Genomic DNA, 21709 nt, shown 5'->3' on the forward strand with positions numbered 1-21709 from the left:
TCAAGCACCCCTATCATCGATTTTTACGAGAACATCGTCGAGGTCGAGCGTAAAATCCGGCGTTTCAATATTTCTTCTGCGGCGCCCGCGCGCCTTGCCCGACCCGGACTTTCCAGCGTCGGCTCGCTTGGCGATTTCTTCCTCATGTTGAGCTTTGTTGAGGGCGACGAGTCTTGGAAGTAGCTCTTCTCGGATTTCTTCGCTGAGCGAATAGCGCCACTGTGCGCTACCAGAAGATGCATTCACTTCATGGAAGTCATAACTGACGTCCAGATCGGCCCAGCCAAAAGCTGCTGCCACATGCCTATCTAGGGTCTCGAAAAGCACCCTGAGTTCTGCAATTCGAGGATCATCGTTGTCGGGCGAATGAACCGCGTTCATGAGATCGGTGAGGCCGCATTGATGTTCCGCGCTCCAAGCGACGGCGATGTCGTTGAAGCGAAGGGCCGCATCGACTCCCTCTTGGGACACCGCCCCGCTCGGCAGCGGGAACTTTGCTATCGATTCGCTGATGGATAGCTGAAGGGTTACTCCTAAGCCTGCGCCGCTGTAGGCTTCAAGCCATGATCGGAATGGGGTGCTTAGGCATATAGGAAATAAATCATCCCTTTCGATGCCGATCAAAACCACCTTGTTGGTGTAGATCCAATCTGAGGGAGCCAGCATGCATATGGGATGTTTGGTCACCTTGGAATATGCGATGAACCTTTCTCTCTGGCGAATCCTGCGCATCAAGTCAGCGCGGTGATTCCAGAACTGCCACCAACGATCGATAAGACCTTTGTAGCTTTTCAAGGCTTCTGGCGTCCGGGTCGGTTGCACGACCTCAGTAATGAATTGATAAGCCTCGGGCCAATCGCGTTGGATGTCGTCGAGTTCACGATCGGCAATATCAAGCGCCCACCGCGCTACGTCATTCAAGGCCGAACTGGTGATGTCATCGCCGGTGACGTAGGGCCTTAACAGGCTGTTTGGTTCATCCTTCAGGCGTTCGAACCAAGGATGGTCCGGGGTGATAACGAACGCCAGTCCCTTGCTGTTATTCACACCCTCGAAGCTGAATATTCCGTCCGACAGCGCGACGGGTGCCCAGCTATTTGCTTCTTCTGGCTCAAGGCGAGGTCCGATGCGATCGCAATCATGGCCGTCTGCATCGTTCCGTCCGTTCCACTCGCCCTTGAAGAACCCGACAACTGCAACGACGACGGCAGCTGTGCCCGGCCATGGCATTCCCTTTCTTGCGAAGTAGATACTACCTCGCTTGACTATCTCTCCGAGCCCAAGGTCGATCGCACTGCCTTCTGCAATGTTGCTCGTAGCAAGCAGGCCGTAGCTGCCTCCTCGCCTCATGAGATCGGCAGCGCGTCGGTGAAAGACGACACAAAGGTCGATTTTTGCGGGAGAGACTCCGAGAACCAGTTGGCACTGCCATTGGAATCGTTCGCCCAAAGCTCCCTTCCACAAGCGGTTGCCCAAGAACGGTGGGTTCCCGACGATGGCGTCAAAACCTCCATTTTCTCGGTCAAAGACCTCTGGAAATTCAAGCGGCCAATGGAATGGGTGCCGCGCGGTGCTGTCTAGGGAGTCTTTTGCCAAGTCAGTTGATGCATCGCGCCGGAGCCTATCTTTCTTTGAGTTTTCGCCACTTACCATGGCGTCGGCGAATGCAGCCAGCGTCTCGATCCTGGCTGTCCGTTCTCCAGCCCGATCTTCAGCCAGAATAATGCCGACGAACGCATCGGCAATGAGCGTCGGCAGTGCCAGCTCGCCGCGCGATTGCGTGTCGAGTGCCGCCATCGCTTCGACATCCTTTATGTCGCGAATGGGGATATCCCGCAGACGCGCGCGAAGTTCGAGTGCCTTGTCGATCGCTAACCGGATCGTCCGACCGAATAGTCGAAGCTGAGTCTTTCCCTTCGGGCTCATGTCGAGCTCGACCAGCTGACCAAGATCGTGAATGCCGAGAAGGCTGTCGCCACTGCGCAGATTGTGGTCAAGGAAGCCGAAAGGCCGCCCCTTGGACATGGTCGTTAGCCAAAGCGAGAGCTTGGCCAGCTCCACGGCCAGCGGGTTCTTGTCCACACCATAGAGGCACCGCTCCGCCACGAGCCGTCGGGCGACGATGGCGCGTTCCTCCGCGTCCTTCGACAGGGGATCGAAGCCTCCGGCGGCGGCGTCGACGATGCGCCCTTCGCTGTCGATCTGCTTGCCGCTGGCCTCCGTCACCGACCAAGCCTCGACCAGACGATCCGAAAGCCACCGGCACGCCTGCACCAGGAATGCTCCGGACCCCATGGCAGGGTCGCAGATCTTCAGATCGAGCAACTCCTCGGCGCTCCTCAGGTCCCAATCCTCGGGCGCCTTGCCCTCGGCCGGACCGCGATAGGCGACGGGCGTCAGCGTCTCCTCGACGATCTTCTCCGTCAGGCTCTTGGGCGTGTAGTGCGTGCCGCTCTCGCGCCGTTCGGCGCCGAGAACGACGACGAAGGCGTCCGTGTGGTGGACGAGCGGATAGCCCCAAGGGTCGGTCCGCAGGAGGGGCGCGTAGGGCAGGATGCGGTCGCGCAGACCGATGTCGCCGCGGCAAACGGTGAGTAGGCGCGCGCCGAGACGATCGTCGGCAGCCCGCTCAAGGGCGTTGCGGATGGCCGACTCCGAACGCTCGCTGCGTTCCTTTAGCAATTCGGTGACCCTCGCTGTGCCATCTAGGCGCGCCGACTCCATCTCGCCGAGCGTCACGCGCGGGCTCTTGGCATTCGCGCCGCTGTCGAGTTCCAGCGTTACGTCGTCGACGCGCTTCACCGTGCGTTCGAGGAGGCCCTCGTAGACGTGGCCGATCTGCTCCACGTCGAGTGCGCGATAGGACAGCGTGCGGCCTTCGAAGGTCTGGATCGCTTCCAGCAGGAGCAGAACGGTACGGTCGTCGATCGGCAGCGGTTCGGCCGGATCGGTTCGCCAGCTCGTGCCCTTCTTTCGTCCTTCGAGGAAGGGATAGCGATCGGGGTCGAACAGCGAACCGCCGAGAGCCGGAAGGCGCAGCGTCGGATGATCGATGCCGCCATACACGCCACGAAACAGGGCGAGCAACTGCGACCATGCGGAACGGCGACGCTCTAGAATCTCTTCGGAATCCGCGCGCAGCTGCATTCGCAGGCTGGAGATGGCGTAGAAGGAGTCGTAGCGCGGATCGCCGAGCAGGAGCAGGGCGCGCTCCTCGGCCGCCAACAGGAAGACGAGCCGCATCATGACCGTCAGTCCGGCCTCGTAGAGGTCTCGCGGATCGACGTCGCGCAAGAGCTCGCGATTGCGGTCCTGGTCGGCGCGGTCGAGAGCCTGGACGAGCACTTCGACGGCGCGCCGAACCTGCTCGCCGAGCGCTTCGGTCACGTCGTCCTGGTGCTTCAGAGACCGCTCATAGAGCGCCGGTAGCTTGCCTTCGTCGGGCCCGAAGAAACGGCGGACGCCCAGAAGACTGACGAAGGCGCGCAGCGTTTCCGGTTCCTGGCCCCAGAGCCGCGCATACCAGCTCGCGAAGCCTGCCACGGCGCCGGCAGGCGCGTGGACGAGCATCCAGCGCTCGCCATTGGTGACGATGCCAGTGGGGCATCCCGTCGACCTGAGCAGAGCGACCATCCGGTCGGCCGGGGTGATCGCGAGGCCATCGAAACGGCGCGTCGCGTCGAGATCGGTGTCCGGCTCATAGACATGGATGAGCAGGAGTGGTTCGTCGGAGTTCGTTGGATTCACGACGGCCAGATCGGGCGCGACCGTGACCCCGTGTTCAGGCATCGAGACAGTGAGCTGCTCAGGCAGTGTCGCGCCTTTGCGCAGCACCGTCTCGTCCATTTCCAGCGCGGTGACCAGCACGTCGTCGATCCAGGCCGCGTGCAGCGCTGGAAGGTCGAGGTCGTCCATGTCGACGGCATCGCGCCATTCCTCATAGGTTCGACGAAGCCGCTGAGGCCGCCCGGAAGGCAGAGCTTCGAGGCCTTGCGGGAAGACCTCCCGCAGCACGGGCACCGCCAGAAAGGGCCCAGAGACTTCGATGAGGTTCAGCCACTCGTGATCGTTGTTCATCCGCGCTTCTCCGTCGCGAGGGAGTTCGGAACCAGCAGCACCACGGCCACGGGGAAGGTATGCTCGACGGCATTGGAGTGCCGTTCCTCGATCGCGCTTAGCTCCTGCTCGCGCTCTTTGGGGATCCGGGCCAAGCGTGCTTCGAGGGCCGCTCGGTCACGCTTGAGCTGAGTGCGTTCGTCCTCGGAGAACAGAGAAAGCTGCAAGGGCTGCTGTTCCGCCGCAATCTCGGTCTTCAGCGCTCGTTCGAGATCGTCCAGGACTTGACGAATGTCCTCGGCCTCCTTGCGTTTCCGGGTCTCGATCGTGTTCACGAGGAAGCGTAGCCGGTCTTTCGAGCGTGCCTCGACGGCCGCCAGGACGGCATCACGATGCTTGTCGAAGCGGGTACGAAGGGCTTCGAACGTCGAATCCGACAGGGCCGCAGGCTGCGAGTCTTCCAGCCAGCGACGAACTTCCGTAACCCGCTCCTCTCGCCGGAAACCGGCATCGCGCAGATAACCGCCAGCCTCCGTGAGCTCCTCGTGCAGACGATGATGGTTCCCGCCGGTCACGACGAGCCGCGACATCACCACCACGGCCGGCCCCTCTATCCGCCCATCCGGAAGCGACCGGACGGTCACGCGGTGAAGCTTCTTCACGTCGTCACGGGCCCAGATCTCCGCGCGCAGGAGCCGCAGACTCATCTGTACGAGCCGGTGGTTCAGGTGGACGAGGACGACGTCGTCACGGCCCTTGGCGACCTCGTGGTCGAAGGTGATCGGGCGAACCTTCTGTGAGTAGGGGTGTTCGAGACCCTCGAGGCATCGGGACCAGGAACCCGAGAGCGGCGGCATTCGGAAAACCGTGCCATCCGGAGCGCCGGCTAGAGAAACGGGCTCCAAGTCTGGTTTGTCCGTTAGACGCAACGCGGTGCGTACCGCTCTCTCAATGTGGTCGGGCACGAGGCTCTGTTCGCGCCGGGTCTCGGTCAGCCGCTCATGGAGTTTGGCCACACGTTCGCGAAGGTTGCGCTCCGCCTTCACGAAGCGGCGAGATTTCTCCATCCGGGCTTCGGCTTGTCTCGTGTCGAGATCGCGGCGGCGCCCCTCCAGCAGGTCGGGCAGTTGAGGCGCGATGACGGGGTTCACGCTCCCCATGTCGGCGCGCATAGCTTCCAGCTTGTGAAGCGCGCGCAGGATATCGTCACCGTGGCCACCTTCGGCATCCACTGGGTGCCAGATGACGACCTCGCTGGCGCGTTGCCCATGGCGGTCGATGCGGCCGTTCCGCTGCTCCATCACATTTGGGTTGTACGGAATTTCGAGGTGGATCATCAGATGGCAGTGGTTCTGGAGGTCGATGCCCTCGGAGGCGGCATCGGTCGCCAGCAGTATCCTCACCGGAGATTCCGAGGGGTTGGCCTGGAACGCGGCTTTCACGCCCTCGCGTTCTTTCGGGTCCATGCCGCCATAGATGAGAGCCAATCGCTCGCCCCCGAAGCCGTGAGATGCGAGGATCTCCTGCATCCATTGCTGAGTGGCGCGATACTCGGTGAACAGGATCACCCGCTCGTTCGTCCACCTGTCACCGTCCTTCAGGTGACTGGCCAGCCAACCCAGCACGGCAGTGGCCTTGGCATCGGCCCGACGAGCCGCCTGTTGGGCCCAGGATCGCAATCGGTCGAGCATCCGGCGTTCTTCGTCGGTCGGTGGCCGGACATGCTTGCCCGCTTCCTCGATCGCTTCAGCCTCGGCGGCATCCCGCTGTGCGTCGTCTGCGTAGTCTTCCTCGGTCTTCGCTATCGCCCGCCGAAGGATGCGGTCATCGAATTTCTTCTGGCTGCGCTCGCCAGCCGCGCGGCCCTCGATCGTCGCGATATGCCGTTCGAGTGTCGCTGCGAACGCTGCAGGAGACGATGACAGGCGTTTACGCAGCAACTGGTGCACGAAGTGATCGACGGCGCGCCCTCCATCAGCACCGCCTTCGCGGCTCTTGATGTATGCCTCCAGCTGCCGCCTGGCGTCCCTCTCGTCCTCGCCATACTCTACCGGCAGCGCCTCGAGCCGCCGTTGGGGGTAAATGCGCTTACCGTTCGCATCGACCAGATCGCTCTTCAGCCGACGGACCATCACCCGGGCGAGTTGGGGATCACTTGGGAGAACGTTTCTCGCGAACCGCTGATCATCAAGGAGTTCGAGGAGCGCGGTGAAGGATTCGGTGTACCCGTCGTGCGGCGTGGCTGTGAGAAACAGTTTGTGCTGGAAGTGTGGCGCGGCCAGACGAACCAGACGGGTCCTGAGGCTTTCGACAGCGTAGCGCCCGACAGTCGGCGCGACGTTGTGAGCCTCGTCGATGATCAGCAGGTCGAACTTCCTGGGATGGCTGACGTGCGGGGGCAATGCGTCCCGCAGAAGACGCAAGCCTTCACCCTGCTTGGCCCAGTCCATCGACGTGATGAGACGGGGAAAAGACGTCCACGGATTGGCGTGGAGACCTCGCTCACGGCGCAAACGCTTGACGTAGCCCGTATCAACGATCCGGAACTCGAGTCCGAACTTCTCCTGCATCTCGACGCGCCACTTTTCCTGCAACGAGGCAGGGCAGAGCACGAGGACCGTGCGGGCGCGGTGACGCAGGAGCATCTCTTGAACGACGAGCCCTGCCTCGATGGTTTTCCCGAGGCCGACGTCGTCGGCGATCAGCAGATTGGTGCGGGCCATATCGATCGCGCGCACGAGCGGATCCAACTGGTAGTCCTCAATGCTGACGCCGCTGCGGAATGGAGCCTGCAGATATCCGCGATCGGCGTTCGTCGCAGCCCCCCAAACCACTGCATCAAGGAAGGCTTGAAGTGTCGAGGGGTCGTCCAGGCCAGTCATGCGAGGCAGCCCAGCCCGCTCGATTACATGGGCACCAGACTCAAGCTCCCAGAGAACTTCGATCTCTTCACCCAGCGCGTCCTCGTCGATCGAAGCCAGCCGGACGAGATGCCGCTTGGGGAGTCCGGGGGCGACAGAACCGCCGTCGACCTCGGAGACGATCCACTGGCGGCGGCGAGCCTCGACCAGCTGGCCCGGCTCTGGGGCAGTGGCATGAGCGACATTGGCCGCCATTTGATCCCCAGTCATTGACATAGGTCGGCCCTATTCTTCTGGCGCGCATCGACGAACTCGGCGATGCGGTTGGCCGCTTTGCGGGCGTCTTCGTGTTCCCAGATCCGGACCGTCTTCCAACCAAGAGCGTTCAGCCGCTGATCGGTATCGGCATCTCTGGATCGATTGGTTTCAATCTTCTCCCGCCAGAAGTCGGCATTGCGCTTCGGCCAGGAAGCGTGCTCTGGACATCCGTGCCAGAAGCATCCGTCGACGAACACGGCTAGTCTCGCGCTCGGGAAGACGATATCGGCGACGCGTCTGGGCTTCGTCAGGAGCGGAACGTGGAGGCGATAGCGCAACCCCTTGGCATGCAGAACTTTGCGGAGGTCGATCTCCGCTTGCGTGCCCTTCTGTCGCACGCGGGCCATCCGACGACTGGCATCATGCGACGAGGGACTTACGCGCGTCATCCGCGACGGCTCCCTTCTTCTTCCTTTTCGTTTTCTCGGTTTCGATCCCGAGATGGGCTACGATGCTCTGGCCGATCACCTCGCCGAGCGTGACGGGAACCGCGTTCCCGATCATGCGGCCCAACGCCTTGAATTGTACCGGCTGCCCATCGGGGACGAAGGAGTAGCACTTCGGGAAGCCTTGGAGTATCGCCCCTTCCCTGAGAGAAATGGCTCGATTCTGCTCAGGATGACCAAAGCGACCGTTGCCAAAGCCATAAAATTGCGTCGTCAATGTCGGCGCGGGCTTATCCCATTCCATTCGGCCGTAGACACCCGGATATGTCGATCCGCTTTCGCGTTTGTGGCAATCCGCCACGAGCTTAGCTGGCCAATCTCGCCATGTTCCCCCTGGCACTGAAGCTTTGATCCGCCTGAGATTCAAATCGGAAAGTCTCGACGCCGCATGTAAAGGATCTCTTGGATGTACTGCTCCGTGCTCAATCGGAGGCAATCGCGAGATTGCTTTACGTACGGTCGTCGTACCGTAGCCTTTGGATGCAACTAGACCAATTTTTCCAATCCGCGAGGCAATCAACACCATACGCCGCCTACTCTGCGGCAGCCCATACTCACTGCAATCCAAAACGGTCTGTTCGATGGCGTAGCCTAGTGATCGCAGAGAGCTTTTGAAGTCACCGAAAACGGCGTGCTTCTCGATACTTGGAACATTCTCAATGGTGATGATTTCCGGTAGTGTCTGACGGATTAGGTGGGAAAATTTATAGAGCAGCCCCCATCTAGGACTTCCAACAACATCATAACGCTGAGAGTAGGTTGAGAAAGGCTGGCAAGGAGCACAACCCGCAAGAATACGGACCTCGGCGCTACCGAAGAGCGCTTTGACCCGCTCGGGAGACAATCGCGCGACGTCGTCCAGTATGAAGACAGCGCCATTGTTCTTCTCAAACGGAAATCTGCATGCTGGGTCGATATCGACTCCGGCGACGACATTAATCCCTGATGAGATCAATCCATTCGTGAGGCCTCCCACCCCACAGAACACATCGATGCACGCGACTGTCGTCATAAGTTCATCCCTACTTGCGAATTCGCTTCCCGACTTGCTCTAAATCTTCAGCCCTCAAGGTAGCAGCGGCAGCACTAAGGCGAACGAACTCTTCCATTGCAAGGACGACCACGAAAGGCTTGTCGTACTTCGTGATCGCCACCGGTGCGATTCGCGCCGCGTCGACAAGCTCTCCAAAGTGGTTCTTGGCGTTCGCTGAGGAAAACGTGCGCATTGATCTACTCCGCCTTCAATTTTTCAGTGTTGGCCAACATGGACATTTTTGCAAGCGGCTTAGCCGCGCGTCGAGAGATCGGTGAACTAGCTTTAAGGAACAACGCTAGACGGGGCCGATGCCTAACTTGCCCCCTCCCCGTGGCTCCCGCAGCCGCCCCGGCGAGGGCCTTTCGTTCGCAGGTGCACAGCTGAAAAAGATATGACGACTGGCGGCTTGACATAACGCTTCCTACAACAAGGGAAGGGATATTGGCCCGAAGAGCGCCAACTCTGGGACCTTAGGAGGTCTGGAACGGGCCAATATCTGTGACTTGTTATGTGACCGCTGGACCGTTTTTTTGAAGTCTCGAACGACGCGTTGACCTCCCTGGCGGCAGTCAAGGTCAACGACCATGGAACATCTACGAACTCTCTGGAGGGCCTCCCGTGCCCTCTGGCTCACCCTGCCCGCCTGGCTACCAGCGGGCGGATACTTCATCTACAGCGCCGATCCGCGCGAAGCCCTCGTCATGGCGACGCTACTGCTTTGTATCGCCCTCGTCCTTCGGCGACTCGCCGGGCAACTCGGCGAGCTTCTAGCGACGACTGGAAAGACACTCGGCTCGGCCGAACTGGCTAGTACGAATGAGATCGCCTCGGCCGGCTTGCTGGGGCAATGGTTCGGCCGCCCCGGCCTGATGCTCGGCCGTCACGAAGGACGGACGCTTCGTTATGCCGGCGACGGGCACCTGCTGACCTTCGCGCCGACCCGAAGCGGCAAGGGTGTCGGCTGCGTCATCCCCAACCTCCTCGACTTTCGGGACTCGGTGTTCGTTCTCGATATCAAGGGCGAGAACCATGACGTCACGGCTTCATGGCGCCGTGGCGTCGGGCGCGTCCACACGCTCGCCCCCTTCGACCCGACGAAGGCGACCGACCGCTTCAATCCCATCGATTTCGTCCGGGCGGGTACGCCCTACGATGTCGATGACGCGCGACTCATTGCCGAGATGCTCGTCGATACGAACGGTCTCGATCCGAACCATTGGGATCGCGAGGCGCGTAGCCTGCTCACAGCCCTCGTTCTGTTCGTGATCTACCACCGCAATCCGGCGCGACGGACCTTGCGGGAAGTCCGGACACTGCTGATGCGCGACCGGGATGGGTTCGATGCCGTCCTCGAAGCGATGCGCCAATCGGAGCATCCGAGCATCGCCAGCGCGGCCGAAGGCTTCCTTCAGAAGGAGCCGAAGGAGCGGTCTTACGTCGTTTCGTCGGCGCAAAGCCGGACGGAAATCTTCGAAAGCCCGCAGCTCACGGCGATGACGGCCGATTCGACGTTCCTGCTCGATGCCTTGAAGGCGACGCCGACGACGATCTACCTCATCATCCCGCCGGAGTATCTGGGGGTCTACCGGCCGTTCCTGCGTCTCATGACGGGGATCACCATGGCGACGCTGCTGCGCCAGCGCCGCCGGACCGACCGCCGGGTGCTATTCCTGCTCGATGAGTTGCCGGCGCTTGGGTATATGCGCCCCGTCGAAGAGGGCATCGGCTATCTGGCAGGGTTCGGCGTCCAGCTTTGGCTCTTTGCCCAGGACCTGGACCAGCTCGAAAAGACCTACCCGAAGGCACGCTCGATGATCGCGAACTGCGCGGTCCGTCAGGCTTTCAACCCGCAGGACCCGTCGACGGCGCGTTTGCTCTCGGACATGCTCGGCGTCACCACCGTAACGACGACGTCGGAAGGACGCACGGCCGGACTTCCGTTTGCAGCGCTGGCCGGATCGTTCCAAATGGGGACGTCTCATGCGGCCCGCCCGCTCATGACCCCCGACGAGGTGATGCGGCTGCCCAAAGACAAGCAACTCATCTTCGTCCAAGGCGCCAAGCCGATCCTTGCGTCGAAGATCCGGTACTTCGCCTGGAGCGAATGGCGCCTGCGCTGGCGCGCGCGCAAGGGCTGAGCCCTCTCGACGCCACGACGCCCTGACGTCGTGACGCCACGCCATCAAGACGCCGCCCCCGTGCGGCGTCTTGGCATTTCAGTCGTCGTCGATGTCGCGTTCCACGGTGCGCGTCTTGGATTTCTTGCGCATACGCCGTTCAAGCTCTTTCTCGAAGCCCGGTGCCGGCTTCGGCTTCTCGAATATCTCCCGGTAGATGACGCCCTCCCGTTCGAGTTCGCGGGTTCGGTTAAGGTTGCGCTTGCGCTCGGCGTGGCGTCGGAGCGCGAGGTAAAGCTCTTCCTTGCGCTCGTCCGCGAGGATGCTGCGGCGGATCATGTCCGCCGTCACCCGCTCAAGGGCCTTTATGCGCTTGCGGATGATCGATCGAAGAATGACCGGCAACGGCTCCACAGCCTCGGGATTGAAGGTCAATGTGGCATAGCGCGCCCGCGCGGCTTCGAGCAGCACCCGCGTTTCGCGGAGCTGGTTGCGGTTCGCTTCGAGGCTCGCCAACGCCACCTGATACTTGAGCCGGAACTCGCCCAACCGGCGCCAGGCGACTTCCGCGAGACGGCGCTCGGGCGATTTGAGGCCAGGGAGATTCCATCCCTTCAAGTCACCGAAGGCGGCCGGATCGCGCGCCATCAGACGCAAAGCCTCGTCCCGTCCGCGCGCCTTCTCGATCCGGTCCCAGCGGGCCATGGCGGCATTGGCGTCCTTGAAGACGAGACTCATGGCGGTGATGAAGCGGTCCTCGTGACGGGTGCGCCAGCGGCCGTCGCGTTCGTCGCGCCCGATCAGGCGCCTCTCGTCGCGCTCCAGATCGCGGACACGCTTCTTGGCGTGCGTGTGGGCGGCTTCGGCATCCGTCCAGACGCGATACTCGATATCGACCTTGTCCAGATCGAGAACCGGATCGTCCGTGAATTGGTCGCGCCCACGCCGCTTCTCGAACACCTCCATCCGATTGGCGTGCACGATCTCGGCTTGCCACTTCTGCGCCGGCGACATCCGGGAGGTATCTGGCATTTCCGGGGGGCGCGGCGCCTTGGCCTTGTGCTCGCGCTCCACCGCCCGCGCCTTGGCTTGCGAATGGTCGAGGAAGGTCTGCCCGAAGCGGCGTTCGAGATCGGGTAGCCGGACGGCTTTGCCTACCTCGGAGAGTTTCAAGTAGCTCGTGCCGTCGGACAGGATGAGCCCCTGCCCTTTGGCCCGGAGCGATAGGCCATGGCCTCGGAGCGCGTCGGCAAGGGCATCCCAGCTTCGCGCCCGTGCGAAATCCTTCTGCAAGGCCGGACGCAGCCGCTCGATGACCTCGCGGGTAAAGAGGCGTTCCGGAGCACGCTGCTCGCGCTTTGCCTTCCACGCTTCGCCGTCCGGGATCGGCCCAAGTTCTTCGACGATGGCCTTGGCCTCGGCCGTCATCCACTCGAGTTCGCGCTCCATCTCGCGGGTACGTTCGCGGGCGACGTTCAGCCCGTAGACGCGAGCCTGGTCGCGGGCGATCGACAGGAAGCGCTCGTAGTCGTGGCTCCGGCTCCACGCCTTGCCAGTTTCCGGATGCACCCGATTGACGAGGAAGTGCATGTGCGGATGCGGCTCGTCGTTGTGGGCGTAGATGAGCATCTGGTGCTCGGCGAGCCCCAGCCGCTCGATGGTCACGGCCGCGACCTTCTTCATGATCTCGGGCGTCACCTTCCCCGCTTCGGCATCCTTCGGATCGAAGGCGATGATGGCGTGGTAGGCCGGCGTCTTGCAGCGCGTCGACTTGGCGGCCGTCGCCTCCATGATCTCGGCGGCCAGGTCCGGGTCGGTGGTTTCGAGATTGCGGGCTTCCATCCAGGCGACGCGCTCGGGCGACATGCCGCGCGAAAGCCCGGCGAGATAGCGGGCCGTTCCGGTGAATCCTTTTGGCTGACGTTCGAGAACCTTCACCCTCATGACGGCCGCCGTCCTTTGGACTGCCAGCCGCGATAGGGCGTGCCTCGGAAGCGGCGCTTGGGCGGCGGCGGGAGCTTGCCGTCGGTGAAGCGGGCGAGCGGTCCGAAGGCCGTCCGCAACGCGTCCATCGCCATGGCGACATCCTCGCCCGTCGGCCGCTTGCCCATGTTCGCCCGCCGGGCGATACCGTTGACGAGGACCCCGGCGCCGTTGATGGCGTCGAGCTGGGCCTCGATGACGGGCAAGGCCTCCGGCCGCCGGTAGACGGCTTTGGGTAACTCGCCCCCGACATAGCTCGCCGACCGGCCATAGACCTTCAGCGGAAATTGCGCGTCGATCTGGCGGAGATTGCTCGCGATGGCCGCCGTCTCGCGCAGGAAGGTCTGGAGCACGAGAACCGGCTGCGGCTTCGACCGGGGGCGGCGCCCGAGACACGCCTCGCGGATATAGCGGGCGTAAGGTGCCCCCGCCGCATCGGCGCGCCGCCGGATGCTGGCGAAGTCCGGGGCCGTGAAGCGGATGTGGAGTTGCACCGTGCGCTGCGGGCGAAGACGCGTCATCTTGGCCGGAGCGGCCGTGTCCAGCCGTCGGCTGAGCAGATGCTCGCGAAGCTGCTGGCGCGCCTCGGACGTAAGCCGCGTCGATCGATCGGCGAGCGCTTGCAGGCGCACAAATTCGGCCAGCGGCAGACGGGCGATCTTGGCCCGGTAGGCGATCTCGTCGGCTTCGGCGGGCGTGCACTGAACCGGCACCTTGACGGTGCGGACCTGGTCTTCCGGCTTACGTGGTCGCCCCATGGAGACCTCGTGATGCCGGCGCTCCCGGCAGGGCAAGATTGGCCCCTTGAGCCCCGAAGGGGCGAATGGCGGCCCACGCTTTCCGAACGAAAAAACCCGATCCTGGACGCGTCCGAAGGACCGGCCGGGCGCCGTCAGGCGAGGGGGTTTTCGTGGAGGAAAGCATATCTTGCCGGTCCATTCGGTGCACACTATTCGTTTTTGGCTCTCTGCCTCGCTTTTTCAAGCTCGGCGTCGCCAAAGCACCTTGGACCGGACGCGCCGGAGTCGGCACGTCAATGCACCATCATCCCGCAAAGCGCTCGATGCCGCAATCGGAAATGAGGTCAGCCGCGCCATGGCGAACGGGCCGATGGCGCTGCCCTGCGCGGCTGGCGTTCTGAGACTTTTCGCCGGCGCCGTCGAACGTCTTGGTCGAGTTGCGCGCCAAACAAGGACCGCCGCCGGGCCATTCCGCCCCGGCGGTCCAATGACGCAGCGAAGCCCCCGCCGGTCGCCCGGCAGGGGCTGTCGGAGCCGTGCGGCGTCAGTAGCCGCGGGCGGTATAGAGGATCGCGTTGCGCGGGGTGGCGGCGTAGATGCCGTCCATCAGCTCGTCGTGGCTGATGAGTTCCAGGCCCCACTCGTCGTCGATGACGTAGTGGTCCTCGCCGGTGGTTTCGGCGCGCTCGTCGGCCTTGGCGGCGAGTTCCCGGAAGCGGTGGTTGTCCATCATGGCGCGGCCTCCTATCGGGCCTTCGCCGCGAGATAGCGCCGGAAGCGGATGTGGCGGTAGATGCGGCGCGCAAGTTCGAGATGCATGCCGAGAGTCGCGACCAGCAAATAGGTGTAGGTGACGGTAAGAAGCAGTTCGGTGAGGGTCATAGGATGTGTCCTCCTTTTTCCGGTTTTGGAAGTCCGCGCCCATCGCGGCCTTCCGTTGGCAACCCGACCGGCAGCCGATGAAGACGGGGGGCGCACCCGGAGGGCCGGAACGAAGTGGAGGACGGCGGCGGCGCTGTTTTTTGGAGCGAAGCGGGCGCGAGGAAGCCGGCCGAAGGACGGCGGGGAAAAAACTGCGAAGACGCCGTTGCGCGCACCGGCGCGGCTGCCAGGGTTTGCCACGCAGAGGAAGGACGTAGATGGCGTCGGCTAAGTGCCCCCGGAAAAGGACCAGCGCGCCCGACACCCGATGACGCGCAAGGTCTGCTTCGCCGCTCGGAGGGGTCACACCGCCTGCCCTCGAATGAGCGCACGCCTCCAGCCTGCAACGTGGGTTCCTCCGCCGCACGCAAGGCTCGCGAGAGGCGACATCATGACGACGAGACGCCGAGATCGACGCCTCCGATGTACGGCATGAAAAAGCCCCCCTGCACGAGCAGGGAGGCAGACGCTAAGGGGATGAAGGTGTCGTTAGCTGCGGACGCAACGGATCGCGTGGGCATTCCGCTGCGTCGTGTAGGTCAGCATCCCGGACTGGAAGCCGAAATACCAAGCGGTACCGCCATGGTTCTCCGTCGCGGACCAGTACGCGGCCGTGGTGAACCCACGGATTGCGATGCGGTTCGCGAAGAGCAGCTTGAGCTCTTCCTTCGTCGGCAGGCGCCAGTTCTTGTAGCCGCCGAAGTCTTCGCGCCATGCGATGTCCATCGCTTTGGCCCATGGGTACTCGCCGTAAAGGTCGCTGGGCATGACGTACAACGCGCGGTCGGTGGTCGGCGAGACGCCGGCATAGACCGTGCCGTCGGGCATCGCCTCGCCCGGCAACGGCGTGTTCGGATCGACCGTCAGGCCAATCTTGGCACGTTCCAGCGGGCGGAGCTTCGCCTTCAGGTTCGCGATTTCGACATCGACGGCGGAGAGGATGACTTTGGACATGAAGAATTCGCACCGCTTTCGCGGCGTCCTCTGGTTTTGGAGTGGGGGGAGCGGCCGAAGCCGGTGACACCGCCCATAAGGGCGGGGGCATAGGACGAAACGGTTAGGTGCGTCGGTACTCCCCAAGGTGTGGGAAGCCGAACGGCGGACATAAAGTGGTTACCGAAAGAAACTCCCCCTCCCGAGGGAGAGGGAGTGTGTTGCGCGCGTCAGCCGATGACGATCTCCGTCGGGGCATCGACCGTCCGCTCCACGGCGCAGATGAAGTGCCCGAGCCGGTCGCAGCGACGGAAGCCGGGTACGATCGCGAGGACATCGTCTTCGCAGATGAGCGTCCAGACGCGCGTCTCGGGCTTGCCGACGACGTGGGCAGTGGCCTTGTTTGAAGTGTCGAAAAGGAACCCGCCGAAGGGGGCATCCGGGCGGTCCGTCGCCTTCTTGGGCCGGTAGGCCGCGACCCAAGCGGCGAAGGCGTCCGAGTGCCGCGACCCGGCCACGCACGCCTGCGCGGTGGCGATGCGCTCGTGCAGCGCTTCGATAGTCGCGTTGAGATGCCCGACGAGTTCGATGAGATCGAGACCGGCAAGCGCGGGCTTCGCGCGGGCCATCGCGACGAAGCTGCCGACTGCGCAATCGACCGGCGCAAGGCCAAGGGCGGGGATGCCGCCATAGGTGAGCGTGCCGTTGAGTTCGTTGACGTAGTGCACGATGTCTTCGGCGTCGGTTCGCATGTCGGCGAGACTATCGAGCCAGGTCTCGCGCATGGCGTCGTCCGGCGCTTCGACGTGAATGGGAGCAGATGAAATCGTCATGGTCGTTTCCTCAATTGATTTGTTTGAAAGGGCCGCCGCCCGGCCGGAGCCGGGCGGCGGGTCGTCCCGTTACTGGCGCGACCAGATGAGCTCGTGCTGGCCGTCGACTTCGACGAGGTTCGCGTAGATCGGGGCGGCGAAGCTGGGATCGTCGAGCTTCACGCTGACGTATTCGCGGTCGTTCTTGCTCTTGCGGACCCAGCCCGCGCCGATTTCGACCTTACCCGCGAACACCCGGTAGTCGGGGGCGGTGTCGCCCGTCTTCTCGACGGGGCTGATGCTGGCCTTGGCCTTGACGCCGAGGGTCTGGATCTGGCCGGTGAAGCCGGTTTCGTTCTTGGTAAAGGTGCCGATGGTCGCCATTGTCAGTGTCTCCTTGTCTTACGAGAGCCGCACCATTGCGGCCTCGATGGACACCGAAGGGGACGACCCGGCGACTGCCGCACCCGAAGGGCGGAGCGAAGCGGCAGATGGCGGCGGCGCAGTTTTTTGGAGCGAAGCGGGTGCGAGGAAGCCGTCCGCAGGACGGCGGAGAAACAAACAGCGCCGCCGCCATTGCGGAACAGGCGACGGCGTCGTCCATTGTCCATCGAACAAGAGGCCGCATGGTGTCGGCTCTTCTTTGGCTCAAGGAGACACCGGCGACCGAGGCCCGATATCTGGCCACGAAACCGGCCCGGCCCCTGCCCGCCTCGGCAAAGGCCAAGCACCCTCTTTATCCCGTCGAGTGCGCACCCGCCTCGGTCGAGTCCGTTCGCGGCACAAGACTTCATCGGCGCGCGGGGTCCGGGTCAAACCACGACCGCGCTCGGAGTGCGGCTCGGCTATCGATCACAGCCGCCCCGACGCGACAACGCCACGGCGTCATGACGGCACGACGCCATGACTGCGCCCGTAACGGGACGACCCGCCGCGCGGATGCGCGGCGGTCTTCAAACACGGAGCCAAGCCGAAAGATGCCAGGTGGTTCATCGCCCTGCCATGCGACGATGGCGGGGTCGGAACTACGCTCTGCAAGTCACCTTGGCGTATGTCAAATTATAGCAAAGATTGACATACTGACCGGATGCGCCCATATTTGAGGAAGAGGTTATGTTGCCATGAATGTGTCGTTGACACCGGAGCTGGAGAAGTTCGTGCGCGAGAAAGTCGCCACGGGCCTCTACAACAATTCGAGCGAGGTCGTCCGCGAGGCGTTGCGCCTACTCTATGAGAAGGTCGGCCGCTCGTCGGCGCCGACGGTGGAAGATGTCGCAAGGTCGATTCGGCGGATCGAGCCCCAGTTGCGGGCGCAAGGGATCAAGAGTTTGTCGCTCTTCGGCTCGGTGGCGCGGGGAGAAGCGACGCCTGAAAGTGACGTCGATGTCTTGATCGACGTGGACCCGAAGGCGGCGTTTGGTCTTGTCGAGCAAGCGGGCGTTCAAATCGATCTTGAAAAGGCACTCGGGCGCCGGGTGGATGTCGTGCTGCGAAAATCCCTGAGGCAGGAACTCCGAAAACAGGCTCTTGCCGACAGCGTTAAGGTCTTCTGATGGCCAAGACGCCGACGATTTATGTCAACGATATATTGGCGGCGATCCGCCGCATCGAGACGTATACCAAGAATTTGACGCGCGCGGAGTTTGGGCGAGACGAACTTCGCCAGGACGCGGTCATACGTTGCTTGGAGATCGTCTCTGAAGCCAGCCGTCGTGTTCCTGATGCCTTCAAAACCAAACACAAAGAGATCCCCTGGGCCAAAATCGCCGGGATTGGGAATATCCTGCGTCACGAGTACCAATCCGTTTCGACGGACGTGATTTGGGATGTAACGCAGACGCATCTCCCGGAGCTTCGGCGTGTCGCTCTTGCCCTCAAGAAAGAGCTTGAGAAGGCAAAGCGTCGGCAGCACGACATGGACATGTAAGGTCTGTGCTTAGCGAGACGGGAGGCCGTCGGTCTCTCCAGGAAAGCCTTACACCTTCATCCATACACTTTGACACTCCGGAATTAGGCGCGGATGCGCCCGAAACGGCTGGCCTCGGCGGCGTAGGCCGTGAGGGCTTTGCAGGGCCGGAAATGCAGGTCGCGCTCGATGGCGAGGCCGCCGGGGCCGCGCACGCTTTCCAGTTCGGAAATCCGCACGCTCCCGAGCTCGGGGCATCCGAAACCGAGGTCGCAAAGCCCGAAGGCAATGTCCTCGTCCTCGAGGTCGAGTTCGGACAGCAGCCAGGTGGCGGCGCCCCACGGCACGAACAGCTTCACGACGGGGAACACGTCGGGCGTATTCCCATCATCCGCGACGGCCTCGGCGGCGGCGCGGCCATTGGCGAGCATTCGGGCCTTCTGGTCCGGCGTCAGCAAACCCGACTGGCGGGTGTCTTGGGTGTTCTCGGTCTCGGTCATGGCACTCCTCCTTGATTTGCGCGAGCAAGCCCGCGTGCTTGCTCGCCTGCCTCGCGGCGAGCAGCGGGGGAGGACGGGTCAAGGCCAAGGGGGGACCACCCGGCCTGCACGGAGCGCAGCGGAGGAAGGCTGGGGGAAAGCGCCTTGACGCGGCCGGGGGTAAGGCCCCCGCCCTTCAGTGACCGGAGGGAACGCTCATGGGCGAGACGCAAAACCGGGGCGTTGCGGGGCGCCCCCGCAGAAAGGGGTGCGCCGAAGACGTTTCGGCTGAGGCCAGGGGGAAGGCGTTCCCCTCAGAGAATCCTGTTAGGCTTTATGACGCTTGAAATATTTCACATAGCTCGTGCCATCGACTACACGATGCCGACCGTCAAAACGTGGCGATACGCTGAAGTGATGGCAGATCAGTGCAGGTCAGCCCTGAACAAGGCGATGCAGGGGCGCGGTACCTAGGCGTCCTAGATTTTTTCATGCGGACTGACTGGTGGATTTTCTTAGCTAATGCCTCAACTTTAAGATATTATTTTCTGGTCTTTTCGTACATGATGTTTTCCAGCGATTTAGTCCGCCGGACACACCGAACGCGGTGCGGATCGTGCTTTCCCGTAAGAATTTGGCTGGGCACAACAAAAGACTGGAGCCAAGCGTAAGTACTATTTCCCTCGTTTAACTCCGTTGAAGACCAGTAATAAGAAGCGGAAAAATTCCCGATTTTATCGCGGTAAGAGAAGAGTAGGTTAAGTTCATCCTTTGCTGGCAGATACCAATCTTGAAAGCCCCCCGATGATAAATTCGCGCAGTAGGCGGCCGCTGGATGTGCGCTGGCTCCAAAGGATGCCAGCAAAGCTGTATTGCCGGAACCATTGTTAGCATCAGCCGTGCCGCGCGGAGTGTTGTGGCTGCCCCAAGCATAGGCGCTTGGGGAATCACTTGTGGAAGCGATAAGGGCGTTTGTGCCAACGGAAACGCAAACGCCTCCTTCAAGCGTCTGGCCGATTGACTCGCACCGTTCGGGCATGACTGTGTCTGAAATGGTGTCCGTCGCACTTATGGCGACGACGGTTCCGCATATGATTGTCCCGTCAGACCCCACCGCCTTCACGAAAGAATTGGTGCCATTGCAACTACCACCGACGATACGCAAAAATACAGTTATATCTTGGCGTATCGCACCAATTTCGGCTTCAAGCTGGATAATTTTCTGTGTCAGGCGCTGGTGCTCGGGGCTGCCCGTATTCCCTTGGGCTGAAAGGGCCTGGCCGACGGCGTCGGGCGTCCAAAGAGCCACAAGCCCAGTAAACAAAATGGCGGAAAGTCGTAGCGTCACGGCGGCCCCCACTAAGTGATTCAGGAACTTATGGATGGGCGCGGGAGCCGGTCAGCTGACCCGTCAGGCACTTCGGCGCCTGACAGGTCATCTACGGATCAAGAGGGGCAAGCCGGTCGCCGGACATGATCCAGGCGCGCGCATCGATCATGACATGACGTCGCTGCGCCATGACGTCATGACGTAGTGCCGCCTCGTAAGCGATGAAGGCGCCAAGAACGACGATCCGGTCTTCCTGAACGCGTAGCACGTCGATCGCGCACCCGCGCGAGCCGCAGAATGCCGGATGGTCGAGGCGGACGATGGCTTCCGGCTGTCCATCGCCATCGAGGTCAACGAAGGTCAAATCGAGACGAAGCGGCTCGCCGTTCATGGCGCGCGCGGCCTTGTCGTCCTCGGCATAGTGGCGAACGAGATGTTGGCGAAAGGTGGCCTCAATGTCGTGCTGTCGCGGGGCGCACGCGCTCGCCATCATCGTGATCATGATGCTGCTGATGATGATCATCATCGACCGGCGCATGGTCATCTCCTTTAGGATGAACGCGTGACGGTGGCCGCTTATGCGGCCACCTCCAGCGCGTCGGCATCGGATTCGGCGGTTTCCTTGGGCTGCAAGTCGTCAAGGTGATCGACAGCCTGGGCGGCCTTGGACGCGGCGGTGAAGATCGCTTTCTTGTCGGCCTTGAGGACCGTCAGCCAATGGCTGAGGTACGCCGCATGGTCGGGGCGCGGGCTGTTGGTGATCCCGAGATCGGCGCAGAGGAACGCCGCCCCCAGCTCGGCGACGAGCTCTTCCATGGCGTAGGCGTTATCGCCGAAGCGCTTGCCGAACTCCCGGTCACAGCGGGTCTTGATACCCGTCCAGTGCGTCAGCTCGTGGAGGAGCGTCGCGTAGTAGCACTCGGTCGCGGAGGACGTTTCCGTGCCCGTGAAGCGGTTGCGGTCGGGCATGTGCACGGTGTCGGTCATCGGCCGATAGAAGGCACCCTCGCCGCCGACGGCGATGCGCGCACCCGTGGCGGCGATGAAGCGCTCGACGGTGGCGAGTGTCTCGGCGGGATTTGCGGGGGCTTGCGGCTCGGGAAGGGCAAAGCCGTCCACCTGGCTGGCGTTGAAGACGTAGCTCGCCTTGGCGATCATGCGTCGGCCGCGCTCGGTCTCGCCGGTCTCGGGATTGGCCTCGTTGACGGAAAGCTCCTTGAAGAAGACGACAAGAGAGGATTTCTCGCCCTTGCGGACCTGCGCGCCCTTCTCCTGCCATTGCTTGTAGGTGCCCCAGATTCCGGTCGAGAAGCCGCGCGCTTCGGCGGCGGCCCAGAGGGCGAGGACGTTGACGCCCCGGTAGCGTTTGCCCGTCAGGGCGTTGGAGGGTCGGGAATGGGCGACGCCGTGGCGGTGCCAGGGCATCTGCCAAGCGCCGGCGCCGGCCTCGATGGCGGCGATGAGCGTATCGGTGACCTGGGTGTAGACGTCGCGGGGGGTCGTGGTGGCGTTCATGGGACGGTGCTCCTTCCGGTTGTCGCCGGAGGCCGCGCCCATCGCGGCCTTCCGACGGCGAACGAAAGGCCCCGGCTAGGCCGGAACCCGCACCCGAAGGGCCGGAACGCCAGAGGAGGACGGCGGACGCCCTGTTTTTTGCTGCGCGAGGAAGGCCGCAGGCCGGGGAAAAAACTGGGCGGCTGCCGTTGCAGGAACGGCGCCGAGGGCCAGATTCGTCCGCTCGGAAGGACAGAAATGGGCTGGCTCCCGTCCG

At 62.7% G+C, this 21709-nt stretch carries 19 protein-coding genes; 3 read left to right on the forward strand and 16 right to left on the reverse strand.

From position 1 onward, the window contains the following. From V6B08_RS01635 to V6B08_RS01655, 5 genes are read right to left on the reverse strand one after another with little or no spacing between them, the layout of a single operon-like run. Positions 1–4077 (reverse strand): Eco57I restriction-modification methylase domain-containing protein, encoded by a 4077-nt coding sequence (locus V6B08_RS01635; RefSeq protein WP_341977440.1) that lies wholly within the window; start codon positions 4075–4077, stop codon positions 1–3. Next, on the reverse strand, positions 4074–7172 hold the full coding sequence (drmD, locus tag V6B08_RS01640) for a DISARM system SNF2-like helicase DrmD (RefSeq protein WP_341977442.1): 3099 nt from the start codon (positions 7170–7172) through the stop codon (positions 4074–4076). Before drmD ends, V6B08_RS01635 begins: the two co-directional genes overlap by 4 nt. Positions 7173–7183: 11 nt before the next feature. Then, complete coding sequence (locus V6B08_RS01645) at positions 7184–7624, reverse strand: very short patch repair endonuclease (protein ID WP_341977443.1); 441 nt, start codon at positions 7622–7624, stop codon at positions 7184–7186. Further along, positions 7596–8693, reverse strand: a complete 1098-nt coding sequence (locus V6B08_RS01650) for a DNA cytosine methyltransferase (protein ID WP_341977446.1) — start codon at positions 8691–8693, stop codon at positions 7596–7598. The genes V6B08_RS01645 and V6B08_RS01650 overlap by 29 nt, the downstream gene beginning before the upstream one ends. 10 nt (positions 8694–8703) lie before the next feature. Next, positions 8704–8907 (reverse strand): type II toxin-antitoxin system Phd/YefM family antitoxin, encoded by a 204-nt coding sequence (locus tag V6B08_RS01655; protein ID WP_341977447.1) that lies wholly within the window; start codon positions 8905–8907, stop codon positions 8704–8706. A gap of 511 nt (positions 8908–9418) precedes the next feature. Here V6B08_RS01655 and V6B08_RS01660 point away from each other — a divergent pair. Beyond that, positions 9419–10855, forward strand: a complete 1437-nt coding sequence (locus tag V6B08_RS01660) for a type IV secretory system conjugative DNA transfer family protein (protein WP_341977450.1) — start codon at positions 9419–9421, stop codon at positions 10853–10855. Positions 10856–10933: 78 nt separating this feature from the next. On the opposite strand, the gene V6B08_RS01665 is transcribed toward V6B08_RS01660, so the two are convergent. The 7 genes from V6B08_RS01665 to V6B08_RS01695 form a co-directional block, all read right to left on the reverse strand. Beyond that, positions 10934–12778: a relaxase/mobilization nuclease domain-containing protein gene (locus tag V6B08_RS01665; protein ID WP_341977452.1), complete on the reverse strand. Its 1845-nt coding sequence runs from the start codon at positions 12776–12778 to the stop codon at positions 10934–10936. Beyond that, complete coding sequence (locus V6B08_RS01670) at positions 12775–13575, reverse strand: plasmid mobilization protein (protein WP_341977454.1); 801 nt, start codon at positions 13573–13575, stop codon at positions 12775–12777. Before V6B08_RS01670 ends, V6B08_RS01665 begins: the two co-directional genes overlap by 4 nt. Before the next feature lie 526 nt (positions 13576–14101). After that, positions 14102–14290, reverse strand: coding sequence for a hypothetical protein (locus V6B08_RS01675; protein WP_341977455.1), 189 nt, complete (start codon positions 14288–14290; stop codon positions 14102–14104). 11 nt (positions 14291–14301) lie between these two features. Continuing rightward, complete coding sequence (locus V6B08_RS01680; RefSeq protein ID WP_341977457.1) at positions 14302–14439, reverse strand: hypothetical protein; 138 nt, start codon at positions 14437–14439, stop codon at positions 14302–14304. Positions 14440–14967: 528 nt separating this feature from the next. Continuing rightward, complete coding sequence (locus V6B08_RS01685) at positions 14968–15432, reverse strand: Lcl C-terminal domain-containing protein (RefSeq protein ID WP_341977459.1); 465 nt, start codon at positions 15430–15432, stop codon at positions 14968–14970. Between the two features lie 209 nt (positions 15433–15641). Then, positions 15642–16244, reverse strand: a complete 603-nt coding sequence (locus V6B08_RS01690) for a hypothetical protein (RefSeq protein ID WP_341977461.1) — start codon at positions 16242–16244, stop codon at positions 15642–15644. A 69-nt stretch (positions 16245–16313) separates the two neighbouring features. Continuing rightward, complete coding sequence (locus V6B08_RS01695; protein WP_341977463.1) at positions 16314–16607, reverse strand: DUF736 domain-containing protein; 294 nt, start codon at positions 16605–16607, stop codon at positions 16314–16316. A gap of 737 nt (positions 16608–17344) precedes the next feature. Between V6B08_RS01695 and V6B08_RS01700 the strand changes: the two genes are divergently transcribed. Next, positions 17345–17776 carry a type II toxin-antitoxin system ParD family antitoxin gene (locus tag V6B08_RS01700; protein ID WP_341977465.1) on the forward strand — a complete coding sequence of 144 codons (432 nt, stop codon included), beginning with the start codon at positions 17345–17347 and terminating at the stop codon, positions 17774–17776. Next, a complete protein-coding gene (locus V6B08_RS01705; protein WP_341977467.1) occupies positions 17776–18150 on the forward strand; it encodes a HepT-like ribonuclease domain-containing protein in 375 nt (124 codons plus the stop codon). Before V6B08_RS01700 ends, V6B08_RS01705 begins: the two co-directional genes overlap by 1 nt. Positions 18151–18233: 83 nt before the next feature. Here the strand turns inward: V6B08_RS01705 and V6B08_RS01710 are convergent, their stop codons facing one another. The 4 genes from V6B08_RS01710 to V6B08_RS01725 form a co-directional block, all read right to left on the reverse strand. Next, positions 18234–18629, reverse strand: coding sequence for a DUF2958 domain-containing protein (locus V6B08_RS01710; RefSeq protein WP_341977469.1), 396 nt, complete (start codon positions 18627–18629; stop codon positions 18234–18236). A gap of 520 nt (positions 18630–19149) precedes the next feature. Then, complete coding sequence (locus tag V6B08_RS01715) at positions 19150–19956, reverse strand: Lcl C-terminal domain-containing protein (RefSeq protein WP_341977471.1); 807 nt, start codon at positions 19954–19956, stop codon at positions 19150–19152. A 91-nt stretch (positions 19957–20047) separates the two neighbouring features. Continuing rightward, positions 20048–20476 carry a hypothetical protein gene (locus tag V6B08_RS01720; protein ID WP_341977473.1) on the reverse strand — a complete coding sequence of 143 codons (429 nt, stop codon included), beginning with the start codon at positions 20474–20476 and terminating at the stop codon, positions 20048–20050. 38 nt (positions 20477–20514) lie between these two features. Beyond that, entirely contained in the window at positions 20515–21453 is a 939-nt protein-coding gene (locus V6B08_RS01725) for an ArdC family protein (RefSeq protein WP_341977476.1), read from the reverse strand. Between the last annotated feature and the right edge of the window lie 256 nt (positions 21454–21709).

Origin of the sequence: Ferrovibrio sp. MS7 (assembly GCF_038404985.1) — a bacterium.
GTDB classification, from domain to species: Bacteria; Pseudomonadota; Alphaproteobacteria; order Ferrovibrionales; family Ferrovibrionaceae; genus Ferrovibrio; species Ferrovibrio plantarum.